Source organism: Halomonas beimenensis (genome assembly GCF_002549795.1).
In the GTDB taxonomy this organism is placed as follows: Bacteria; Pseudomonadota; Gammaproteobacteria; order Pseudomonadales; family Halomonadaceae; genus Halomonas; species Halomonas beimenensis.
In genome coordinates this window covers 3276559-3292414 of the sequence record NZ_CP021435.1, presented here as the reverse complement: position 1 = coordinate 3292414, position 15856 = coordinate 3276559, and the positions used below count along the sequence as shown (strand labels likewise).

General features: G+C 70.5%; 14 protein-coding genes. 11 read left to right on the top strand and 3 right to left on the bottom strand.

Going from position 1 to position 15856, the window contains the following annotated elements; genetic code table 11:
• The first annotated feature begins 55 nt into the window (after nucleotides 1–55).
• The 8 genes from BEI_RS15310 to yghU all read left to right on the top strand — a co-directional run bounded on the left by BEI_RS15310 (nucleotide 56) and on the right by yghU (nucleotide 11162).
• On the top strand, nucleotides 56–1195 hold the full coding sequence (locus BEI_RS15310) for an alpha/beta hydrolase (RefSeq protein WP_097790334.1): 1140 nt from the start codon (nucleotides 56–58) through the stop codon (nucleotides 1193–1195).
• A gap of 368 nt (nucleotides 1196–1563) precedes the next feature.
• Nucleotides 1564–3033 carry an IMP dehydrogenase gene (guaB, locus tag BEI_RS15305; protein ID WP_097790333.1) on the top strand — a complete coding sequence of 490 codons (1470 nt, stop codon included), beginning with the start codon at nucleotides 1564–1566 and terminating at the stop codon, nucleotides 3031–3033.
• 259 nt (nucleotides 3034–3292) lie between these two features.
• On the top strand, nucleotides 3293–4870 hold the full coding sequence (gene guaA, locus BEI_RS15300; protein ID WP_097790332.1) for a glutamine-hydrolyzing GMP synthase: 1578 nt from the start codon (nucleotides 3293–3295) through the stop codon (nucleotides 4868–4870).
• 121 nt (nucleotides 4871–4991) lie between these two features.
• Nucleotides 4992–5819: a CheR family methyltransferase gene (locus tag BEI_RS15295; RefSeq protein WP_097790331.1), complete on the top strand. Its 828-nt coding sequence runs from the start codon at nucleotides 4992–4994 to the stop codon at nucleotides 5817–5819.
• A 119-nt stretch (nucleotides 5820–5938) separates the two neighbouring features.
• A complete protein-coding gene (locus BEI_RS15290; RefSeq protein ID WP_097790330.1) occupies nucleotides 5939–7372 on the top strand; it encodes an amidase in 1434 nt (477 codons plus the stop codon).
• Nucleotides 7373–7376: 4 nt separating this feature from the next.
• Entirely contained in the window at nucleotides 7377–7991 is a 615-nt protein-coding gene (locus tag BEI_RS15285) for a TetR/AcrR family transcriptional regulator (RefSeq protein ID WP_097790329.1), read from the top strand.
• 897 nt (nucleotides 7992–8888) lie between these two features.
• Entirely contained in the window at nucleotides 8889–10100 is a 1212-nt protein-coding gene (locus BEI_RS15275; RefSeq protein WP_193765123.1) for a DNA glycosylase AlkZ-like family protein, read from the top strand.
• A gap of 186 nt (nucleotides 10101–10286) precedes the next feature.
• Nucleotides 10287–11162, top strand: coding sequence for a glutathione-dependent disulfide-bond oxidoreductase (gene yghU, locus BEI_RS15270; RefSeq protein ID WP_097790326.1), 876 nt, complete (start codon nucleotides 10287–10289; stop codon nucleotides 11160–11162).
• A gap of 75 nt (nucleotides 11163–11237) precedes the next feature.
• On the opposite strand, the gene BEI_RS15265 is transcribed toward yghU, so the two are convergent.
• The gene (locus BEI_RS15265; protein WP_097790325.1) at nucleotides 11238–12083 is read right to left on the bottom strand and encodes an AraC family transcriptional regulator; all 846 of its coding nucleotides are present in this window, start codon (nucleotides 12081–12083) and stop codon (nucleotides 11238–11240) included.
• A gap of 101 nt (nucleotides 12084–12184) precedes the next feature.
• Between BEI_RS15265 and BEI_RS15260 the strand changes: the two genes are divergently transcribed.
• Both BEI_RS15260 and BEI_RS15255 read left to right on the top strand, forming a co-directional pair.
• Nucleotides 12185–12730, top strand: a complete 546-nt coding sequence (locus BEI_RS15260; protein WP_097790324.1) for a cytochrome P460 family protein — start codon at nucleotides 12185–12187, stop codon at nucleotides 12728–12730.
• Between the two features lie 82 nt (nucleotides 12731–12812).
• On the top strand, nucleotides 12813–13262 hold the full coding sequence (locus BEI_RS15255; RefSeq protein ID WP_153045804.1) for a DUF6789 family protein: 450 nt from the start codon (nucleotides 12813–12815) through the stop codon (nucleotides 13260–13262).
• Between the two features lie 24 nt (nucleotides 13263–13286).
• Here BEI_RS15255 and BEI_RS15250 read toward each other — a convergent pair whose 3' ends face one another.
• Together BEI_RS15250 and BEI_RS15245 are read right to left on the bottom strand one after the other, a co-directional pair.
• The gene (locus tag BEI_RS15250) at nucleotides 13287–13952 is read right to left on the bottom strand and encodes a DUF6064 family protein (protein ID WP_097790322.1); all 666 of its coding nucleotides are present in this window, start codon (nucleotides 13950–13952) and stop codon (nucleotides 13287–13289) included.
• 11 nt (nucleotides 13953–13963) lie between these two features.
• Nucleotides 13964–14899, bottom strand: coding sequence for an aldo/keto reductase (locus tag BEI_RS15245; protein WP_097790321.1), 936 nt, complete (start codon nucleotides 14897–14899; stop codon nucleotides 13964–13966).
• Nucleotides 14900–15007: 108 nt separating this feature from the next.
• Between BEI_RS15245 and BEI_RS15240 the strand changes: the two genes are divergently transcribed.
• Nucleotides 15008–15844: a CPBP family intramembrane glutamic endopeptidase gene (locus BEI_RS15240; RefSeq protein WP_097790320.1), complete on the top strand. Its 837-nt coding sequence runs from the start codon at nucleotides 15008–15010 to the stop codon at nucleotides 15842–15844.
• The last annotated feature ends 12 nt before the right edge of the window (nucleotides 15845–15856 follow it).

Sequence of the window (15856 nt, the reverse complement as noted above, 5' to 3'; positions counted from 1 at the left end):
TGAGGGGCGAGGAGAGAGGGGCGAGAGGCGAGGCATACCGATCAAGGAGGGCACCATGAGCCGGGAGATTCCGCTCTACACCCTGGAAGGCGTCCGCGACGCCGAGACCAGCACCCACCACTTCACCACCGACGACGGCCTGGGGCTGTCGCTGCTGCGCTTCCGGCGGGCGCCCTGTCGCGACGTGGTGGTGATCATCCACGGCCTGACCACCTCCTCGGACATGTTCATCCAGCCCGAGCACCAGAACCTGGTCGGTTACCTGCTGGACGCGGGCTTCACCGACGTCTGGACCCTGGACTTCCGCATGAGCAACCGCCATGCCTACAACCTCCAGCCCAGCGACTGGTCCATGGACGACTGCGCCCTCTACGATCATCCGGCGGCCATCGCCAAGGTCCGCGAGGTGGCCGGCGCCGACGTCAACATCCACGTCATCTGCCATTGCCTGGGGGCCATGAGCTTCACCATGGCGCTGTTCGCCGGCACCGTCACCGGCATTCGCTCCTGCATCGCCAACAGCGTGGCGCTGACGCCGCACGTGCCCACCTGGTCGCGCATCAAGGGCCATATCTTCCCCTTCATCATCGAGCGCATCCTCCAGCAGCCCTACGTCAGCCCGCGCTGGAGCGAGGACCCGCGGCTGACCATCGGCAAGGGGCTCTCGAAGCTCGTCTCGCTGTTCCACCGCGAGTGCGACGTGCCGGCCTGCCACATGCTCTCGCTGATGTGGGGCACCGGCTGGCCGGCGCTCTACCGCCACGAGAACCTCGCCGAGATCACCCACCGCCGCGGCGGCGACCTCTACGGCCCGGTGGGGCTCAACTACCACAAGCACGTGCTGAAGATGCTGGGGCGCGGGCACCGCACGGTACGCATGAAGCCCGACGACCCGCGCTACAGCGAGCTGCCCGACGACTACCTCGCCGGCGCCGAGGCCGTGGAGACGCCCTGCCTGTTCATGACCGGCGACACCAACCGGGTCTTCACCGACAGCAACCTCCACTGCCACCAGGCCCTGGAGGAGGTGGTGCCGGGCCGCCATCAACTAGCGATCTTCGAGGGCTACGGCCACCAGGACGTCTTCATGGGCAACCGGGTCCACGAGGACATCTTCCCGCGGCTGGTGGACTTCCTGCGTGAGCAGAGCGACGCGACGTCCGCCCGGCCGGCGGCGGAGACGGCCGTCCGCTGACGACTCCGGTCCTTTCGCGCCACCAGGTCAATTGCAGTTGGGCTGGCGAGGGGCGCCGGGGACAGGCCGTAGAGGGGATCCTACGCCAGGGGTGAGGAGCACGGCTCCGAACGGGCTGGCCAGGGATGGCCAGCACCGGTCCTGCAAGCGGAGCAGGAGGCGAGAGCGCCGCAGGGCGTCGGTAGCCCCAGGGAAGGGTTCACAGCGCCCCCTCGCAGGCCTGTCGACGGATCAGCTCCGATCGAAGAGCCTAGCTGCGATCTCTCTGTTCGCGCCACACCCCGCGTTGCCCGCCGGCGGCCCCGGCCGTTATAATGGTGGATTAACTTCAGTCCCCCCTCCCACCAGCGCACTGGGTGTTGCCGATTATGCTACGTATGGCCCAAGAAGCTCTTACGTTCGATGACGTATTACTCGTACCCGGCTATTCCGAGGTCCTGCCCAAGGACGTCAGCCTCCGGACACGCCTGACCCGCGACCTCTACCTCAACATCCCCCTCGTCTCCGCCGCCATGGACACCGTCACCGAGGCGCGCCTGGCCATCGCCATGGCGCAGGAAGGGGGCATCGGCATCATCCACAAGAACATGACCATCGCGCAGCAGGCTGCGGAGGTGCGCAAGGTCAAGAAGCACGAGAGCGTGATCGTCAAGGACCCGATCACCGTCGGGCCCAAGGCCAAGCTCGCCGACCTGCTGGCGATGGCCAAGGAGTACGGCTTCTCGGGCTTCCCGGTGGTGGAAGGGGAGGCCCTGGTGGGCCTGGTCACCGAGCGCGACATGCGCTTCCAGCCCAACCACGGCGACAGCGTGGCCGACATCATGACGCCCCGCGAGAAGCTGGTCACCGTGCCGGTGGGCACCGGCCTGGACGTCATCAAGGCCAAGATGCAGGAGCACCGCGTCGAGAAGATGCTGGTGGTGGATGACGACTTCAAGCTGCGCGGCCTGGTGACCTTCCAGGACATCGAGAAGGCGCGCACCTTCCCCCACGCCGCCAAGGACGACGACGGCCGCCTGCTGGCCGGCGCCGCCGTGGGCACCGGCCCGGAGACCCCGGACCGCATCGCCGCCCTCGCCGAGGCCGGCGTGGACGCCATCATCGTCGACACCGCCCACGGCCACTCCAAGGGCGTGATCGACCGCGTGGCCTGGGTGAAGGAGCACTTCCCGCAGATCCAGGTGATCGGCGGCAACATCGCCACCGCGGAAGCGGCCAAGGCGCTCGCGGAAGCCGGCGCCGACGGCGTCAAGGTGGGCATCGGCCCGGGCTCCATCTGCACCACCCGCGTGGTGGCCGGCGTGGGCGTGCCGCAGATCACCGCCGTTTCCAACGTCGCCGCGGCGCTCAAGCCCTACGACATCCCGCTGATCGCCGACGGCGGCATCCGCTTCTCCGGCGACCTGGCCAAGGCCGTGGCCGCCGGCGCCAGCGCCGTCATGGTCGGCGGCCTGCTGGCCGGCACCGAGGAGGCCCCGGGCGAGGTCGAGCTCTACCAGGGCCGCACCTACAAGGCCTACCGCGGCATGGGCTCCATGGGCGCCATGGCCCAGAACCAGGGCTCCAGCGACCGCTACTTCCAGGACAAGAACGCCGGCGTCGAGAAGCTGGTGCCGGAAGGCATCGAGGGCCGCGTGCCCTACAAGGGCGTGATGGGCGCCATCGTCCACCAGCTGATGGGCGGCCTGCGCGCCTCCATGGGCTACACCGGCTGCACCGACATCGAGGAGATGCGCACCAAGCCGGAGTTCGTGAAGATCACCGGCGCCGGCTTCAACGAGTCCCACGTCCACGACGTGCAGATCACCAAGGAGGCGCCGAACTACCGCGCCGGCTGATGAGGAAACACTGAATTCATTGCTGCGCTCGATATCCTGGCCGCCGGCGGTACTCGAAATCCTCATTTACCGCCAAGTAAACTCCGGATTCTCCGTTCCGGCGGCGGCCAGGCTAGGCGCCCCCGCCTATCGTCGCTCGCGACATGAATCAGCGCTTCCTTGCCCTCTGCTTGAAGCCGGAAGCCAGAGCTGGAAGTGGGCCATTGGCTACTTCCAGCTTTTGCGTTTCGGCCCCGTTGCTTTCTAAAGGAAAGGCCAGATGACCGACATTCACGCCCACAAGATCCTGATCCTCGACTTCGGCTCCCAGTACACCCAGCTGATCGCCCGCCGGGTCCGCGAGATCGGCGTCTACTCCGAGATCCGCGCCTTCGACATCACCGAGGACGAGATCCGCGCCTACGCCCCCAACGGCATCATCCTCGCCGGCGGCCCGGAATCCGTCACCGAGCTGGACTCGCCCCGCGCGCCTCAGTGCGTGTTCGAGATGGGCCTGCCGGTGTTCGGCATCTGCTACGGCATGCAGACCATGGCCGAGCAGCTCGGCGGCGCCGTGGAGGGCTCCCACAAGCGCGAGTTCGGCTACGCCCAGGTGCGCATCGACGCGGAGACCGCGCTGTTCAAGGACATCGCCGACCACATCGATCACGAGACCGGCAAGAGCCTGCTCGACGTCTGGATGAGCCACGGCGACAAGGTGGCCCGGGTGCCCGACGCCTTCACCGTGACCGCTTCCACCCCGAGCTGCCCCATCGCCGCCATGGCCTGGGAGGAGAAGCGCTTCTACGGGGTGCAGTTCCACCCCGAGGTGACCCACACCCTCCAGGGCCAGCGCATCCTCGAGCACTTCGTGCTCGACGTCTGCGGCAGCGAGCGCAACTGGACCCCGGCCCGGATCATCGAGGACCAGATCGCCCGCGTGCGCGACCAGGTGGGCGACCGCCACGTGCTGCTCGGCCTCTCCGGCGGCGTGGACTCCTCCGTGGTGGCGGCCCTGCTGCACAAGGCCATCGGCGACCAACTGACCTGCGTGTTCGTCGACAACGGCCTGCTGCGCAAGGACGAGGGCGACCAGGTGATGGAGACCTTCGCCAGCCACATGGGCGTGCGGGTGATCCGCGTGGACGCCGAGGACCAGTTCCTCTCCCGCCTCGAGGGCGTCGCCGACCCCGAGGAGAAGCGCAAGATCATCGGCAACACCTTCATCGACGTCTTCGACGCCGAGGCCGCCAAGATCGAGGGCGTGGACTACCTGGCCCAGGGCACCATCTACCCGGACGTGATCGAGTCCGCCGCCGCCAAGACCGGCAAGGCGCACGTCATCAAGTCCCACCACAACGTGGGCGGCCTGCCCGAGACCATGAAGCTCAAGCTGGTCGAGCCGCTGCGCGAGCTGTTCAAGGACGAGGTGCGCAAGCTCGGCGTCGAGCTCGGCCTGCCCTACGACATGGTCTACCGCCACCCCTTCCCGGGGCCGGGCCTGGGCGTGCGCATCCTCGGCGAGGTGAAGAAGGAATACGCCGACATCCTGCGCGAGGCCGACGCCATCTTCATCGAGGAGCTGCACAACGCCGACTGGTACCACAAGACCAGCCAGGCCTTCGCCGTCTTCCTGCCGGTGAAGTCCGTGGGCGTGGTCGGCGACGGCCGCCGCTACGAGTGGGTCATCGCCCTGCGCGCCGTGGAGACCATCGACTTCATGACCGCCCGCTGGGCGCACCTGCCCTACGAGCTCCTGGAGAAGGTCTCCAACCGCATCATCAACGAGATCAGCGGCGTCTCCCGCGTCACCTACGACGTGAGCAGCAAGCCGCCGGCGACCATCGAGTGGGAGTGAGGCCGTTGGCTTGCAGGTGGCTGGCTAGGGTTTCGTGAGGTCTCCATCCATGTCGTACCCTGACCGTACAGCCACTCCCTGAGGCAGCGGGCCCAAGATCAAGGCCCGCTGTAGCCTTGGCATGAAGGATCGGGATTGCGTCGACCTGCTGCAGTGGGCCCTGCCTCGCCTCCACATGCGCTGGCGGGGCTTTCGCAAGGTCCATCACCAGGTGTGCCGGAAGGTGCAGCAGCGTATGGACGCGCTCGGCATCGAGGACGTCGGCCAGTATCGACGGTACCTGGACGCGCACCCTCGAGAGTGGCAGGTGCTCGATGGCTTCCTGCCCATCACCATCTCGCGCTTCTGGCGCGACAGACGAGTCTTCGAGCTGCTCGAGTGTCGCTTCCTTCCTGAGCTGGCCCGGCGGGCCCAGGAGGAGGGCGTCCCGGCCCTGACGCTGTGGAGCCTGGGATGCGGCGCCGGGGAGGAGCCCTACACCTTCTCGATTCTCTGGCGCGAGCGCCTCCAGCCTCGCTTTCCCGGGCTTGGCCTGACGATCCTGGCCTCGGATGTCGAGGCGCACCAGCTCGCCCGCGCCGACCAGGCCTGCTACCCGGCCAGCGCCCTCAAGGACCTGCCCCGATCGCTGAGAAGCGTCGCTTTCGAGCGCCGCGATGCGGACTACTGCCTCAAGCGGGAGTATCGCCAGGCTGTCGAGCTGGAGCGGCGTGACATTCGGGGAGACTTCCCCGCTCGGCGCTTTCATCTGATTGCCTGCCGCTACCTGGCGTTCACCTACTTCGACCGGGACCTGCAGCACGACATCGCCTGTCGTCTGCATCGGGCCCTGCTCCCGAGGGGACTGCTCGTGCTGGGCGAGGGGGAGACGTTGCCGGAAGGGGTAACAGGGTTCGAGCCCGCCGATGAACGGGTGCCGATCTACCGGCGCCGTCGAGGCAAGGATTGATGTGGGCCGAGCCGAGTTACTTGGGCGGCAATGCCGACACCGCCTTGCATCGCCGAGTGTGGCGACTAAAGTGAATAGCATATTCGCTTTTCACTTGTAGCACAGGCAAGGAGGGCACCATGGCAACGGATCGCATCGGTAGCCAGGACGATGACCTGGCTCGCCTGGATGCCACGGCCCAGGCGCGGCTGGTTCAGCGCGGCGAGGTCTCGCCGCTGGAGCTGGTGGAGGCGGCCATCCGCCGCATCGAGCGGCTGGATCCGGCGATCAACGCGGTGGCGGCGAGCGACGCCGAGCTCGCCCGGGAGAAGGCGCGGACTTGCGGGACGACGGGCCCCTTCGCCGGGGTGCCCACGCTGCTGAAGGATCTCGTCGCCTACCCCGGCCTGCCGCTGGGGATGGGCTCGCGCCTGTTCCGGGGGCAGGTGCCGCCGGCCGGCTCGGCCTATACCGAGGCGCTGGATGCCAGCGGCCTGATCGTGCTGGGCAAGAGCACCACCTCGGAGTTCGGCCTGCTGGGCACCACCGAGACGCTGGCGTGCGGGGCCACCCGCAATCCCTGGGATCTCGAACGCTCGCCCGGCGGTTCGTCCGGCGGGGCGGTGGCCGCCGTGGCCTCCGGCATGGTGCCCGTCGCCCACGCCTCCGACGGGGGCGGCTCGATCCGCGGCCCGGCGTCCTTCTGCGGGCTGTTCGGCTTCAAGCCCAGCCGGGGGCGGCACCTCTCCACGGGCCAGCCCGCCGACACCCCCTTCATCCGGATGATCAGCGAGCACTGCGTGTCGCGCAGCGTGCGCGACAGCGCCACCTGGCTGTCCGTGGTGGAGCGCGACGAGGCGGGCCTGCCGGGCGGGAAGGTCGGCCGGGTAACCGAGCCGCTGCGCCGCCGGCTGCGCATCGGCCTCTACCGGCGCACCGCCGACGGCACCTCGCCCGAGCCTGAGGTGACGGAGGCGCTGGAGGCGACCCGGCGGCTCTGCGAGTCGCTGGGCCACCAAGTGGTGGAAACCGAAGGGCCGCGGTTTGATGCCCGGGCCGCGGGGGATGCCTTCTTCACCTTGGCGTCGCTGACCCTGGGCGGCGCCTGCGAGCAGCTGCGCGCCCTGATGGGGCCGGCGTTCGACGAGGGGCGCCTGGAGCCCTATACCCGCGAGCTGATCGCTCGCTCCCGGGACCTGCCGCCCGAGGCGGGCTCACGGGCGGCGGCCATGCTACAGGCCGCCGCGGACGCGGCGGATCGCGCCATGGCCGGGTTCGACGTCCTGCTGTGCCCCACCGTGGCCTTTCCCGCCTTCCCGCTCGGTCGCCACGGCGGCACCCAGCCCTTCGAGGAGGCGGCGGCCTTCACCGAGTCCCTGGCGGGCTACACCGCCATCGCCTCCATCGCCGGCTGGCCGGCCATGTCGGTGCCGCTGCACGTCTCGCCGACGGGCCTGCCGATCGGCTCGCACTTCGCGGCCCCGCTGGGCCAGGAGGCGGTGCTGCTGGGGCTGGCCCTGGAGCTCGAGCAGGCGGCGCCCTGGCACGAGCGCCGGCCGGGAGGCGTGGAGTAGGCCCATGCCCCAGACCCTCAAGACCGCCGTTCGCACCCGTATCCTGGCCGCGGCGGCCGAGGCCTTCGCCCGCGACGGCTTCGCCGCGGCGCGGCTGACCGACATCGCCGCCGAGGCCGGCGTGTCCACCGGCAACCTCTATCGCTACTTCCCGAACAAGGCGGCGCTGTTCGACGCCGTGGTGCCCCGGGATGTGGCCGCGAGGCTGCTGCGCCTGATGCGCGCCCGGGTCCGCGAGCTCGGCACCCTCGCCGACTGGCGCTCGGCCACGGCGCCGGGATCGGCTCGGGCAGAGGCCCTGCTGGCGTTCTGGATCGAGCGGCGCCTGCCCGTGGTGATCCTGCTGGCCGGCGCCCAGGGCTCCTCCCTGGCCCATGTGCGGCCGCTGATCGTGCGGGAGCTCACCCGCCTGGCCGACGCCTACGTCGCCTCCCAGACCGCCGGGGAGGGCGCGGGCCCGGTGCCGCGGGCGGTGCTGGTGCAGCTGTTCTCGAGCACCCTCGACATGATCGTCGCGATCCTGCGCTTGCACGACGACGCGGGCGAGATCCGCGCGGCCTTCGAGGCCTTCTGGCGCTACCAGCTTGCCGGGCTAGAGGCGCTGCTGGCCGGCCGATGAGGTCGGAGAGGTGGGGCGGGTGGCTCCATCTTCTTCCCCCGCGTGCCGCCGGCGCCTCGGCGCTCACGCTTCTTCCTCCTCGAAGCGATCATCGAGGGGCCGCGAACCAGCTGCCTGGCGGAGGGTGGCACGCGGCGTGCCGGCCGCGGGCTCGCTCGTGGTGCGCCGCGCCGATGCCAGGATGGCGTCGTTGCGAAGCTCCGGGCGGACGAGGTCATCTTCTGCCAGGCTCGCCAGGAGCCAAGTCGCCTGACGGCGGGAGCCGGCGAGAGGGTGGTTGATGGAGGCGGGGCGCTGCCCCCCTTGAGAAGAATGAAGGTGAGGGTTCATGTCGGTCTCCGTATCCCCTGCGGTGGACGGCAGACGCCGACCCAGGGGAGAGGAGTCGTGCGCCGCTTTAGCTGCATTTCTATCCCGCCCGCAAGTTGGTGATTAAATCGGCGGTGGCCCGGATGTCGGGCAACAAAAAAGCCCGCTCAGCTTGTTGTGCTAAGGCGGGCCCGTGGCGATCGCTTTAGCGGAACTTGTAGAGCGCCCGCAAGCTGAGGTTCAAATCGGCGCTACGGACAACGTATGCAGGTGGGGCAGGGATGTCAATCAGGGCGAGCACATGACGAGAACCGTTCTCGGTGGAAGTCAGGACAAGGGGCTGGTGATTGGTGGTGCGGGTGCCAGCGAGCAGGCCTTCGTGGGAGCGCAGCTCCGCTACGCGAAGTCGATGAGTTCAGGATCTCCAGGGCCTCCAGGGGCGCCTGGCGGCGCCATTCGCGGAGGCGTCGGACCGGATCTGAAGATCGCTCCCACAGGGAAGCACCGCCAGCGAGCAGACCAGCGTAGCCGAGCCAACCCCCCCCGCTTTCCCCTAGGATGGGCGAAGTTTCGGGACAAGGAGTGCCGATGACCGCCCCCCAACGCCTCACCCTGACGCGCGCCGACGCTGGCCGGCTGCTGGTGCGCTATCACTTCCGGCTGGCGCCGCTGGCGAGCGTCATCCACCGGCTGGGCACCATCCAGTTCGATCCCCTGGCGCCGGTCGGCACCAACCCGGACCTGGTGCTGCAGGCCCGGGTGCCCGGTTATCGCCAGGGGGACTGGCAGCAGGCGGCCTACGGGCAGCGGTGGCTGGTCGACGGCTGGGACAAGCAGGCCAGCCTGATCCGTCCCGTGGAGTGGTGGGCCCAGGCGCCGTTCCACCGCTGGTTCGCCCGGCGCTGGCAGCGGCGGGGCGTGGACGTCGAGGCGCCGGAGGCCCGCGCCCTGGTGGCGCAGGTCGAGCGCCAGGGCCCCTCGACCAGCCTCGAGCTCGGCGACCAGCGGGCCGATCCCGCCCTGCGCGGCAGCTGGTACGGCCCCAAGCGTTCGCGGCACCTGCTCAAGGCGCTGTGGGATGCCGGGCACCTGATGACCCACCATCGCGTCGGCGGTCGCCATGCCTACGACCTGCCCGAGCGGGTGCTGCCCCAGGGCGCAGGTATGGATGACGCCACCGATGATGAGGCCCTGCAGCGGCTGGTGGTGCGGCGCGTGCAGGCCGCCGGGCTGCTGCGCCCCGCGGCCGATGGCGCCGTCTGGTCGCTGCCGTGCCCCCGCGCGGAGCGCGATCGCATCGCCGCCCGGGCCATCGCCCGGGGTGAGCTGGTCGAGCTCGACATGGAGGGCACGACCTACTGGACGACCCCCGAGGCCCTCGCGGTGCTGGAAATGGCGCCCGATCCGGCGGCTGCCCCGGCGGGGGAGATGCGCTTTCTCGCGCCGCTGGATCCGCTGATGTGGGACCGCGGCGGCGTCGCCCGGCTGTTCGCCTTCGACTACGTCTGGGAGGTCTACAAGCCCCAGGCCCGGCGCCGCTGGGGCTACTACGTGCTCCCGGTGCTGTGGGGCGAGCGCTTCGTGGCCCGCTTCGACGCCAGGTGCCAGCAGGGCACCCTGACGATCCTCGCCTGGCACTGGGAGCCCGACATCTCGCCGGCCCGCTTGCCCGAGGGCCTGGCCGAGGCGCTCGAGTCGGCCGCTGGTGCGTTTCTCGGCTACCTCGGCGCCACGCGCCTCGTCCTGCCCCGGGGCCTCGGCCGCGAGGCGCGCCGCGCCTGGCAGCGGGCGGCCCGCTGAAGCGGCGAGGGTCGCCGGCCTCGAGGCGCTGCCGGCGAGACGATAGGCCCCGGCTATCGCCCCGATGGGGATCCTTTCGCTCGCCGGGGAAACCTTGACCGGCTATCGTCTGTCGCAGCTTGATAGGACGCTAACCTGTCGTCACATGACGGGTGCCACCACGACATTCGCCATCGAGGAGCGATCATGAGCCAAGGACACGACTACACCCCGCCGAAGGTCTGGACCTGGGAGAGGGCGAGCGGCGGTACCTTCGCCAGCATCAACCGCCCGGTCGCCGGGCCCACCCACGAGCAGGCGCTGCCGGTGGGCAAGCATCCCTTCCAGCTCTACTCCATGGGCACGCCCAACGGCGTGAAGGCCACGGTGATGTTCGAGGAGCTGCTGGAGCTGGGCTACCAGGACGCCGAGTACGACGCCTGGCTGATCCGCATCGGCGAGGGCGACCAGTTCGGCAGCGGCTTCGTGGAGATCAATCCCAACTCCAAGATCCCGGCGCTGGTCGATCACGGCCCCGCCGAGCCGATCCGTGTCTTCGAGTCCGGTTCCATCCTGCTCTACCTGGCCGAGCGCTTCGGCGAGTTCCTGCCGGGCAGCCTGGCCGGACGCACCGAGACCCTCAACTGGCTGTTCTGGCAGATGGGCAGCGCGCCCTTCCTGGGCGGCGGCTTCGGCCACTTCTACGCCTACGCGCCGGAGAAGATCGAGTACGCCATCGATCGCTACGCCATGGAGGCCAAGCGCCAGCTCGACGTGCTGGATCGCCGCCTGGCCGAGACGCGCTATCTCGCCGGCGACACCTACACCATCGCCGACATGGCCGCCTGGCCCTGGTACGGCCAGCTGGCCCTGGGCCGGCTCTACGACGCCGGGGAGTTCCTCCAGGTGCAGGAGTACCAGCACGTGCAGCGCTGGGCCAGGGAGATCGACGCCCGCCCGGCGGTGCAGCGCGGCCGCATGGTCAACCGCACCTTCGGCGATCCGGCCATGCAGCTCCACGAGCGCCACGACGCCGGCGACTTCGAGACCAGGACCCAGGACAAGCTCGAGACCTCGTCGTGACTCGCGCCGGGACAGGGCAGGGGGAGGCGCGAGCCGTCTCCCCCGTCGCATCCGCGTCGCGGATACCCCGCCCGGCTAACGCGGCCGGGGAGAGGTGACCGTGCCGGCGTCGACCCGGCGCCACTCCAGGGGCGATCGGCCGGTGTGGCGCCGGAACGCCTTGGCCAGCGCCGAGGCACTGCCGTAGCCGACCCGGTCGGCGATGGCCTCCAGCGCCACGCCGTCCCGCAGCAGGGTCTTGGCCAGGCTAAGCCGGTAGTGGGTCAGGTACTCGGCCGGCGTCTGGCCCACCGTGTCGCGGAAGACGCCGGCGAAGCGGGCCCGGGACATGCCCGCCTCGCCGGCCAGCCTGGGCAGCGACCAGGCCTCGGCCGGCGCGTCGTGCATGGCGATCAGCGCCTTGACCAGTCGGGGGTGCGCCATGCCCGCCAGCATGCCGGAATCCGCCTCGCCGGCATCCATCAGGTAACGCAGCAGCTGGATCACCAGCAGCTCGCACAGGCGGTCCAGGGCCGCCTGGCGCCCGCAGCGTTCCTCCCGCATCTCCGCGAACATCAGTTCCAGCAGGCCGGCCATGCCGGTCAGCCGGTCCAGGGGAATGGCCAGCCGCGAGGGCAGGGCTCGGTAGATGGGGCAGATATCGCCGGCCCCGAACCGGAAGGACCCGCACAGGGTCTCGGCCCCCTCCGCCCCCGGCCCGAAGCGATGGGCGTCGCCCGCGGCCAGCAGGATCAGCACCGGCTCCTCGAAGCGTCGACGCGTGCCGTCCGCCAGTTCCAGGTGCGCCTCACCCCGGGTCAGGATGTGGACGAAGCCGGTCCCCGCCTCGGCGGAATGCCGGGATTCATGGCACAGCGGACCGGCGTTGAGCACGCTGGCCGCGAGATGGAATCGCCCGAGCAGGGCGGCGAGCCGGTCCATGATGAGACTCCTGGACGCATCATCGAGACTGATAGCGTCCAATCGTCCCGCTCGGCCGCCTAGACTGTCAATCGAGACGAGTCGAACGACAGGAGGGGGCCATGACGACCACCAAGATGCTCGGCCTGGCGGCACTGCTGGCCGCCGTTCCCGCGCTCGGCGCCGACCTGGCGACGACGACCTTCCAGGAGCATGTGGATGGGGAGGGCAACATCTCCCTGCCCGGGGACGTGCGGACGACCTGGGTCCACCTGGGGTCCTGGGTGGTCGACCAGGCGGACGCCCCGGGGGCCGGCTTCCACGACGTCTACACCCAGCCCGAGGCCGCCCGGGCCTACCGGGACGACGGCGAGTTCGCCGACGGCACCGTGCTCGTCAAGGAGATCCGCGGCGTCGAGTCGGGCGACAAGACCACCGGCTCGGCGCTGTGGGCCGGAGCGCCGGCGGTGTGGTTCGTGATGGTCAAGGACGCCCAGGGCCGCTTCGACGGCCCCCACTGGGGCGAGGGCTGGGGCTGGGCGCTGTTCGAGGCCGACGATCCGACGGTGAACGTCTCCGAGGGCTTCGAGGCCACCTGCCGGGGCTGCCATGTCCCGGCGCAGCAGACCGACTGGGTGTTCGTCGAGGGCTATCCGACCCTGCGATGAAGGGCGTGACGACCGGCGTCTCCCGGCGCGGCACGGCTGACCTCCTACACTGGAAGTCACAGCGGCAGTCGGGAGGTGCCCCATGGGCGCACGCTTGCTGAGAGGGATGCTGGCCGGCTTCGTGGCCACCCTGACCATTTCGCTGATCATGATCCTGCGCCTGTCGGCGGGGATCATGACCTGGTACCACCCCATCGAGATCATGAACCTGGCCGCCCACGACCTGCTCGGCACGCCGGACAGCCTGCTGGTGGGCTGGGGCATCCACTTCGCGGTGGGCACCATAATCTGGGGTCTGCTGTTCGCCCTGGTGGTGCCCTACCTGCCGGGGCGCACCCCCACGCGGCGGGGCCTGGAGTTCGGCGTGGCCAGCTGGCTGGTGGTGATGGTCACGGTCTTTCCCCTGGCGGGGTCCGGCCTGTTCGGGCTGGGCTTCGGGCTGATCGCGCCCATCTCCGCCCTGCTCGCGCACGTCATCTTCGGCTGGGTGATCGGGGGGACCTATGGGTGGCTGCGACGCGGGGTCCTCTAGCCTTGGCGGCCGTCGCCTCGGCCCTCAGCCGGGCGCCATCAGGCGGGCCGCCACGGCGATGGCCACCGCGAGCAGCGGCGGCCAGGCGGCCGGGCCGTCGAGCAGGGAGAGGGTGGCGGCGCTGAACAGGCACCACAGGGCGGGGACGACCAGCAGCGCCCAGCCGTGGCGCGCCGGCCGGACCATCGCCGCCAGGCCCAGGGTGGCGATGGCCAGCGGGTCGGGGGCGAGGGCGAACACCTCGGCACCGGCCAGGCCGCGGCCGAGGGCCACGGCGGTGAGCGGATGCAGGAAGACCGCATAGCCGGCGAGCCCCAGGCCCAGCCCCCTCGATGCCCCCGAGCCGGACGGCAGGGCAAGCCCGCCTCGCCGGCCGCCCAGCACGAGCAGCAGCCCGGCCTGGAGCGCGAAGAGCGGCACCACGTAGCGGATGCCCCAGTTGATGGGGGCGTAGCGCTGCCACAGGAAGGCCCAGGCGACGAAGCCCCAGGCGGCCGCCAGCAGCAGGGCCACCAGGCGCAGACGCCCCGCGGTCGGGCGAAGGAGCACGAGGCAGAGCCCGGCGCCCAGCGCCAGGGCGAGCGGTTGCGCCGGCCAGAGCGCCTGGTTGTGCAGCACGAAGAGCCGCTCGTAGACCCGCGACGAGAACATCAGCAGGTCCTCCGGACGGTAGCTCCACCAGGCGCTCATCGGGGCGCTCGTCACAGCCGGTGGACGTAGTCGGCCATGCGCCGGCGCAGGGCGGCGTCGGGCAGCGGCTCCCGGGCGGCGGCCAGGTTCTCGCGCACGTGATCGACCCGGGTGGTGGCGGGGATGGCACAGCTCACCGCCGGGTGGGAGACGATGAACTTGAGGATGAACTGCGCCCAGGTGGCCGCGCCGAGCTCGGCCGCCCAGTCGGGCAGGGGCTTGCCTTCCAGGCGGCGGATCAGGCGCTTCTGCTGGAAGGGGCGGTTGGCGATCACCCCGATGCCGCGTTCCCGGGCCAGCGGCAGCAGGCGGCGTTCGGCCTCGCGGTCGACGATGTTGTAGGTGAGCTGAACGAAGTCGAGGTCGGCCTCCCGCAGGATGCGCTCGAGCGCCGCGTGTCGCCGGCCGTGGGAGGTGGTGATGCCGACGTGGCGCACCTCCCCGGCGGCCCTCATGGCCTGCAGCGTCGCCAGGTTCTCTTCCCAGGCGAGCAGGTTGTGCACCTGCAGCAGGTCGAAGCGCGGCAGGCCCCAGTCGCGCCGCGACGCCTCGATCTGCGCCGGTCCCTCCGCCGGACGCGAGGTCCAGACCTTGTCGGCCGCGTAGACCCGCTCGGCGGCATCGAGTTCGGCGAGGCCGTGGCCGATGGTCGCCTGGGAGCTGCCGTACATCGGCGAGGAATCGATCATCCGCCCGCCGCCGGCGAAGAAGGCCGCCATCACCGCCGTGCACGACGCGAGCAGCAGCGGGTCGTCGCCGACGTTGAAGGTGATCCAGCTGCCGAGTCCCACCAGCGGCAGGGCCTCGCCGGTGGCGGGCACCCTGCGGGTCAGGATGTCGCCGGGTTCGGCGACGGCGGAGCAGGGCGGCAGGGCCGCGCCGGCGGCCAGGGCCAGCAGGCCGCCGAGCAGCTGGCGGCGCGTCAGGGCATGGGGTTCAGAGGCCATGAGGCCCTCCGGGAAGACTCGCTGAGGGCAGTGTAGACGCCCTGACGCGTGCGAAGGGGCCCCCGGGTATGATGAACTGCCCCGCACCTCGGCCGGTCAGGATGCCCCATGCTGCCCTTCGCGATCGCCTACTCCCTCGCCCTGATCCTCTGCGGCCTGTGTGCCGATCCGCGCCTGCGCCACGGCGGGGCGGTGGTCGTGTTGCTGGCCGCCGCCGCGGTGGGCCATGCCGGCTGGGTCTTCGTGGTCATGGCGCTGGGCTATGTGGCGCTGACCGCCTGGATGCAGGCGAGGCCCGTGGCGTCCGGGCTAGGGTGGCACCGCGGGGTGGTCTGGGCGGTCGCCAGTCTCGGGCTGATGGCCCACCTCTGGCCCGGCTACCAGGGGCTGGCGTTGGCCGAGGAGGCGGTGCTCAAGCCCGGCAGCGTGGCCTTCGATCTCGTCTTCCACCACGACAAGGGGCTGGTGGCCTGGTCGCTGCTCGGCTGGCGGCCGCTGTTCGGCCGCAGCGACGTCCCCCGGGCCCGGCCGCCGGCCTGGGCCATGCCGGGGCTCGTGGGGAGTGGGGGGCTGGCCCTGATGGGCCTGGCGGTGGGCCTGGGGCTGCTGGACTGGCGCCCGGGGCCGACGGCGTGGTTCGCCGTCTTCGCCGTGGCCAACCTGCTCAATACTTGCCTGGCGGAGGAGCTGCTGTTCCGCGGCATGGTCCAGCGCTGGCTCACCGGCAGGCTCGGCTGGCCGGCGGGGCTGGCGCTGGCCGCCGCGCTCTTCGGCCTCGCCCACCTCGCCGGCGGCGCGGCCTTCGTGTTGATCGCGGCCGGCGCGGGGCTGTTGTATGGCCTGGTCTACCTGTGGACCGGCCGGCTGGTGTGGGCGGTGCTGGTGCACTGGGGGCTGAACCTCGCCCACCTGGCGCTGTTCACCTACCCGATGAGTGTGGCCTGAGCAGTATCGCGC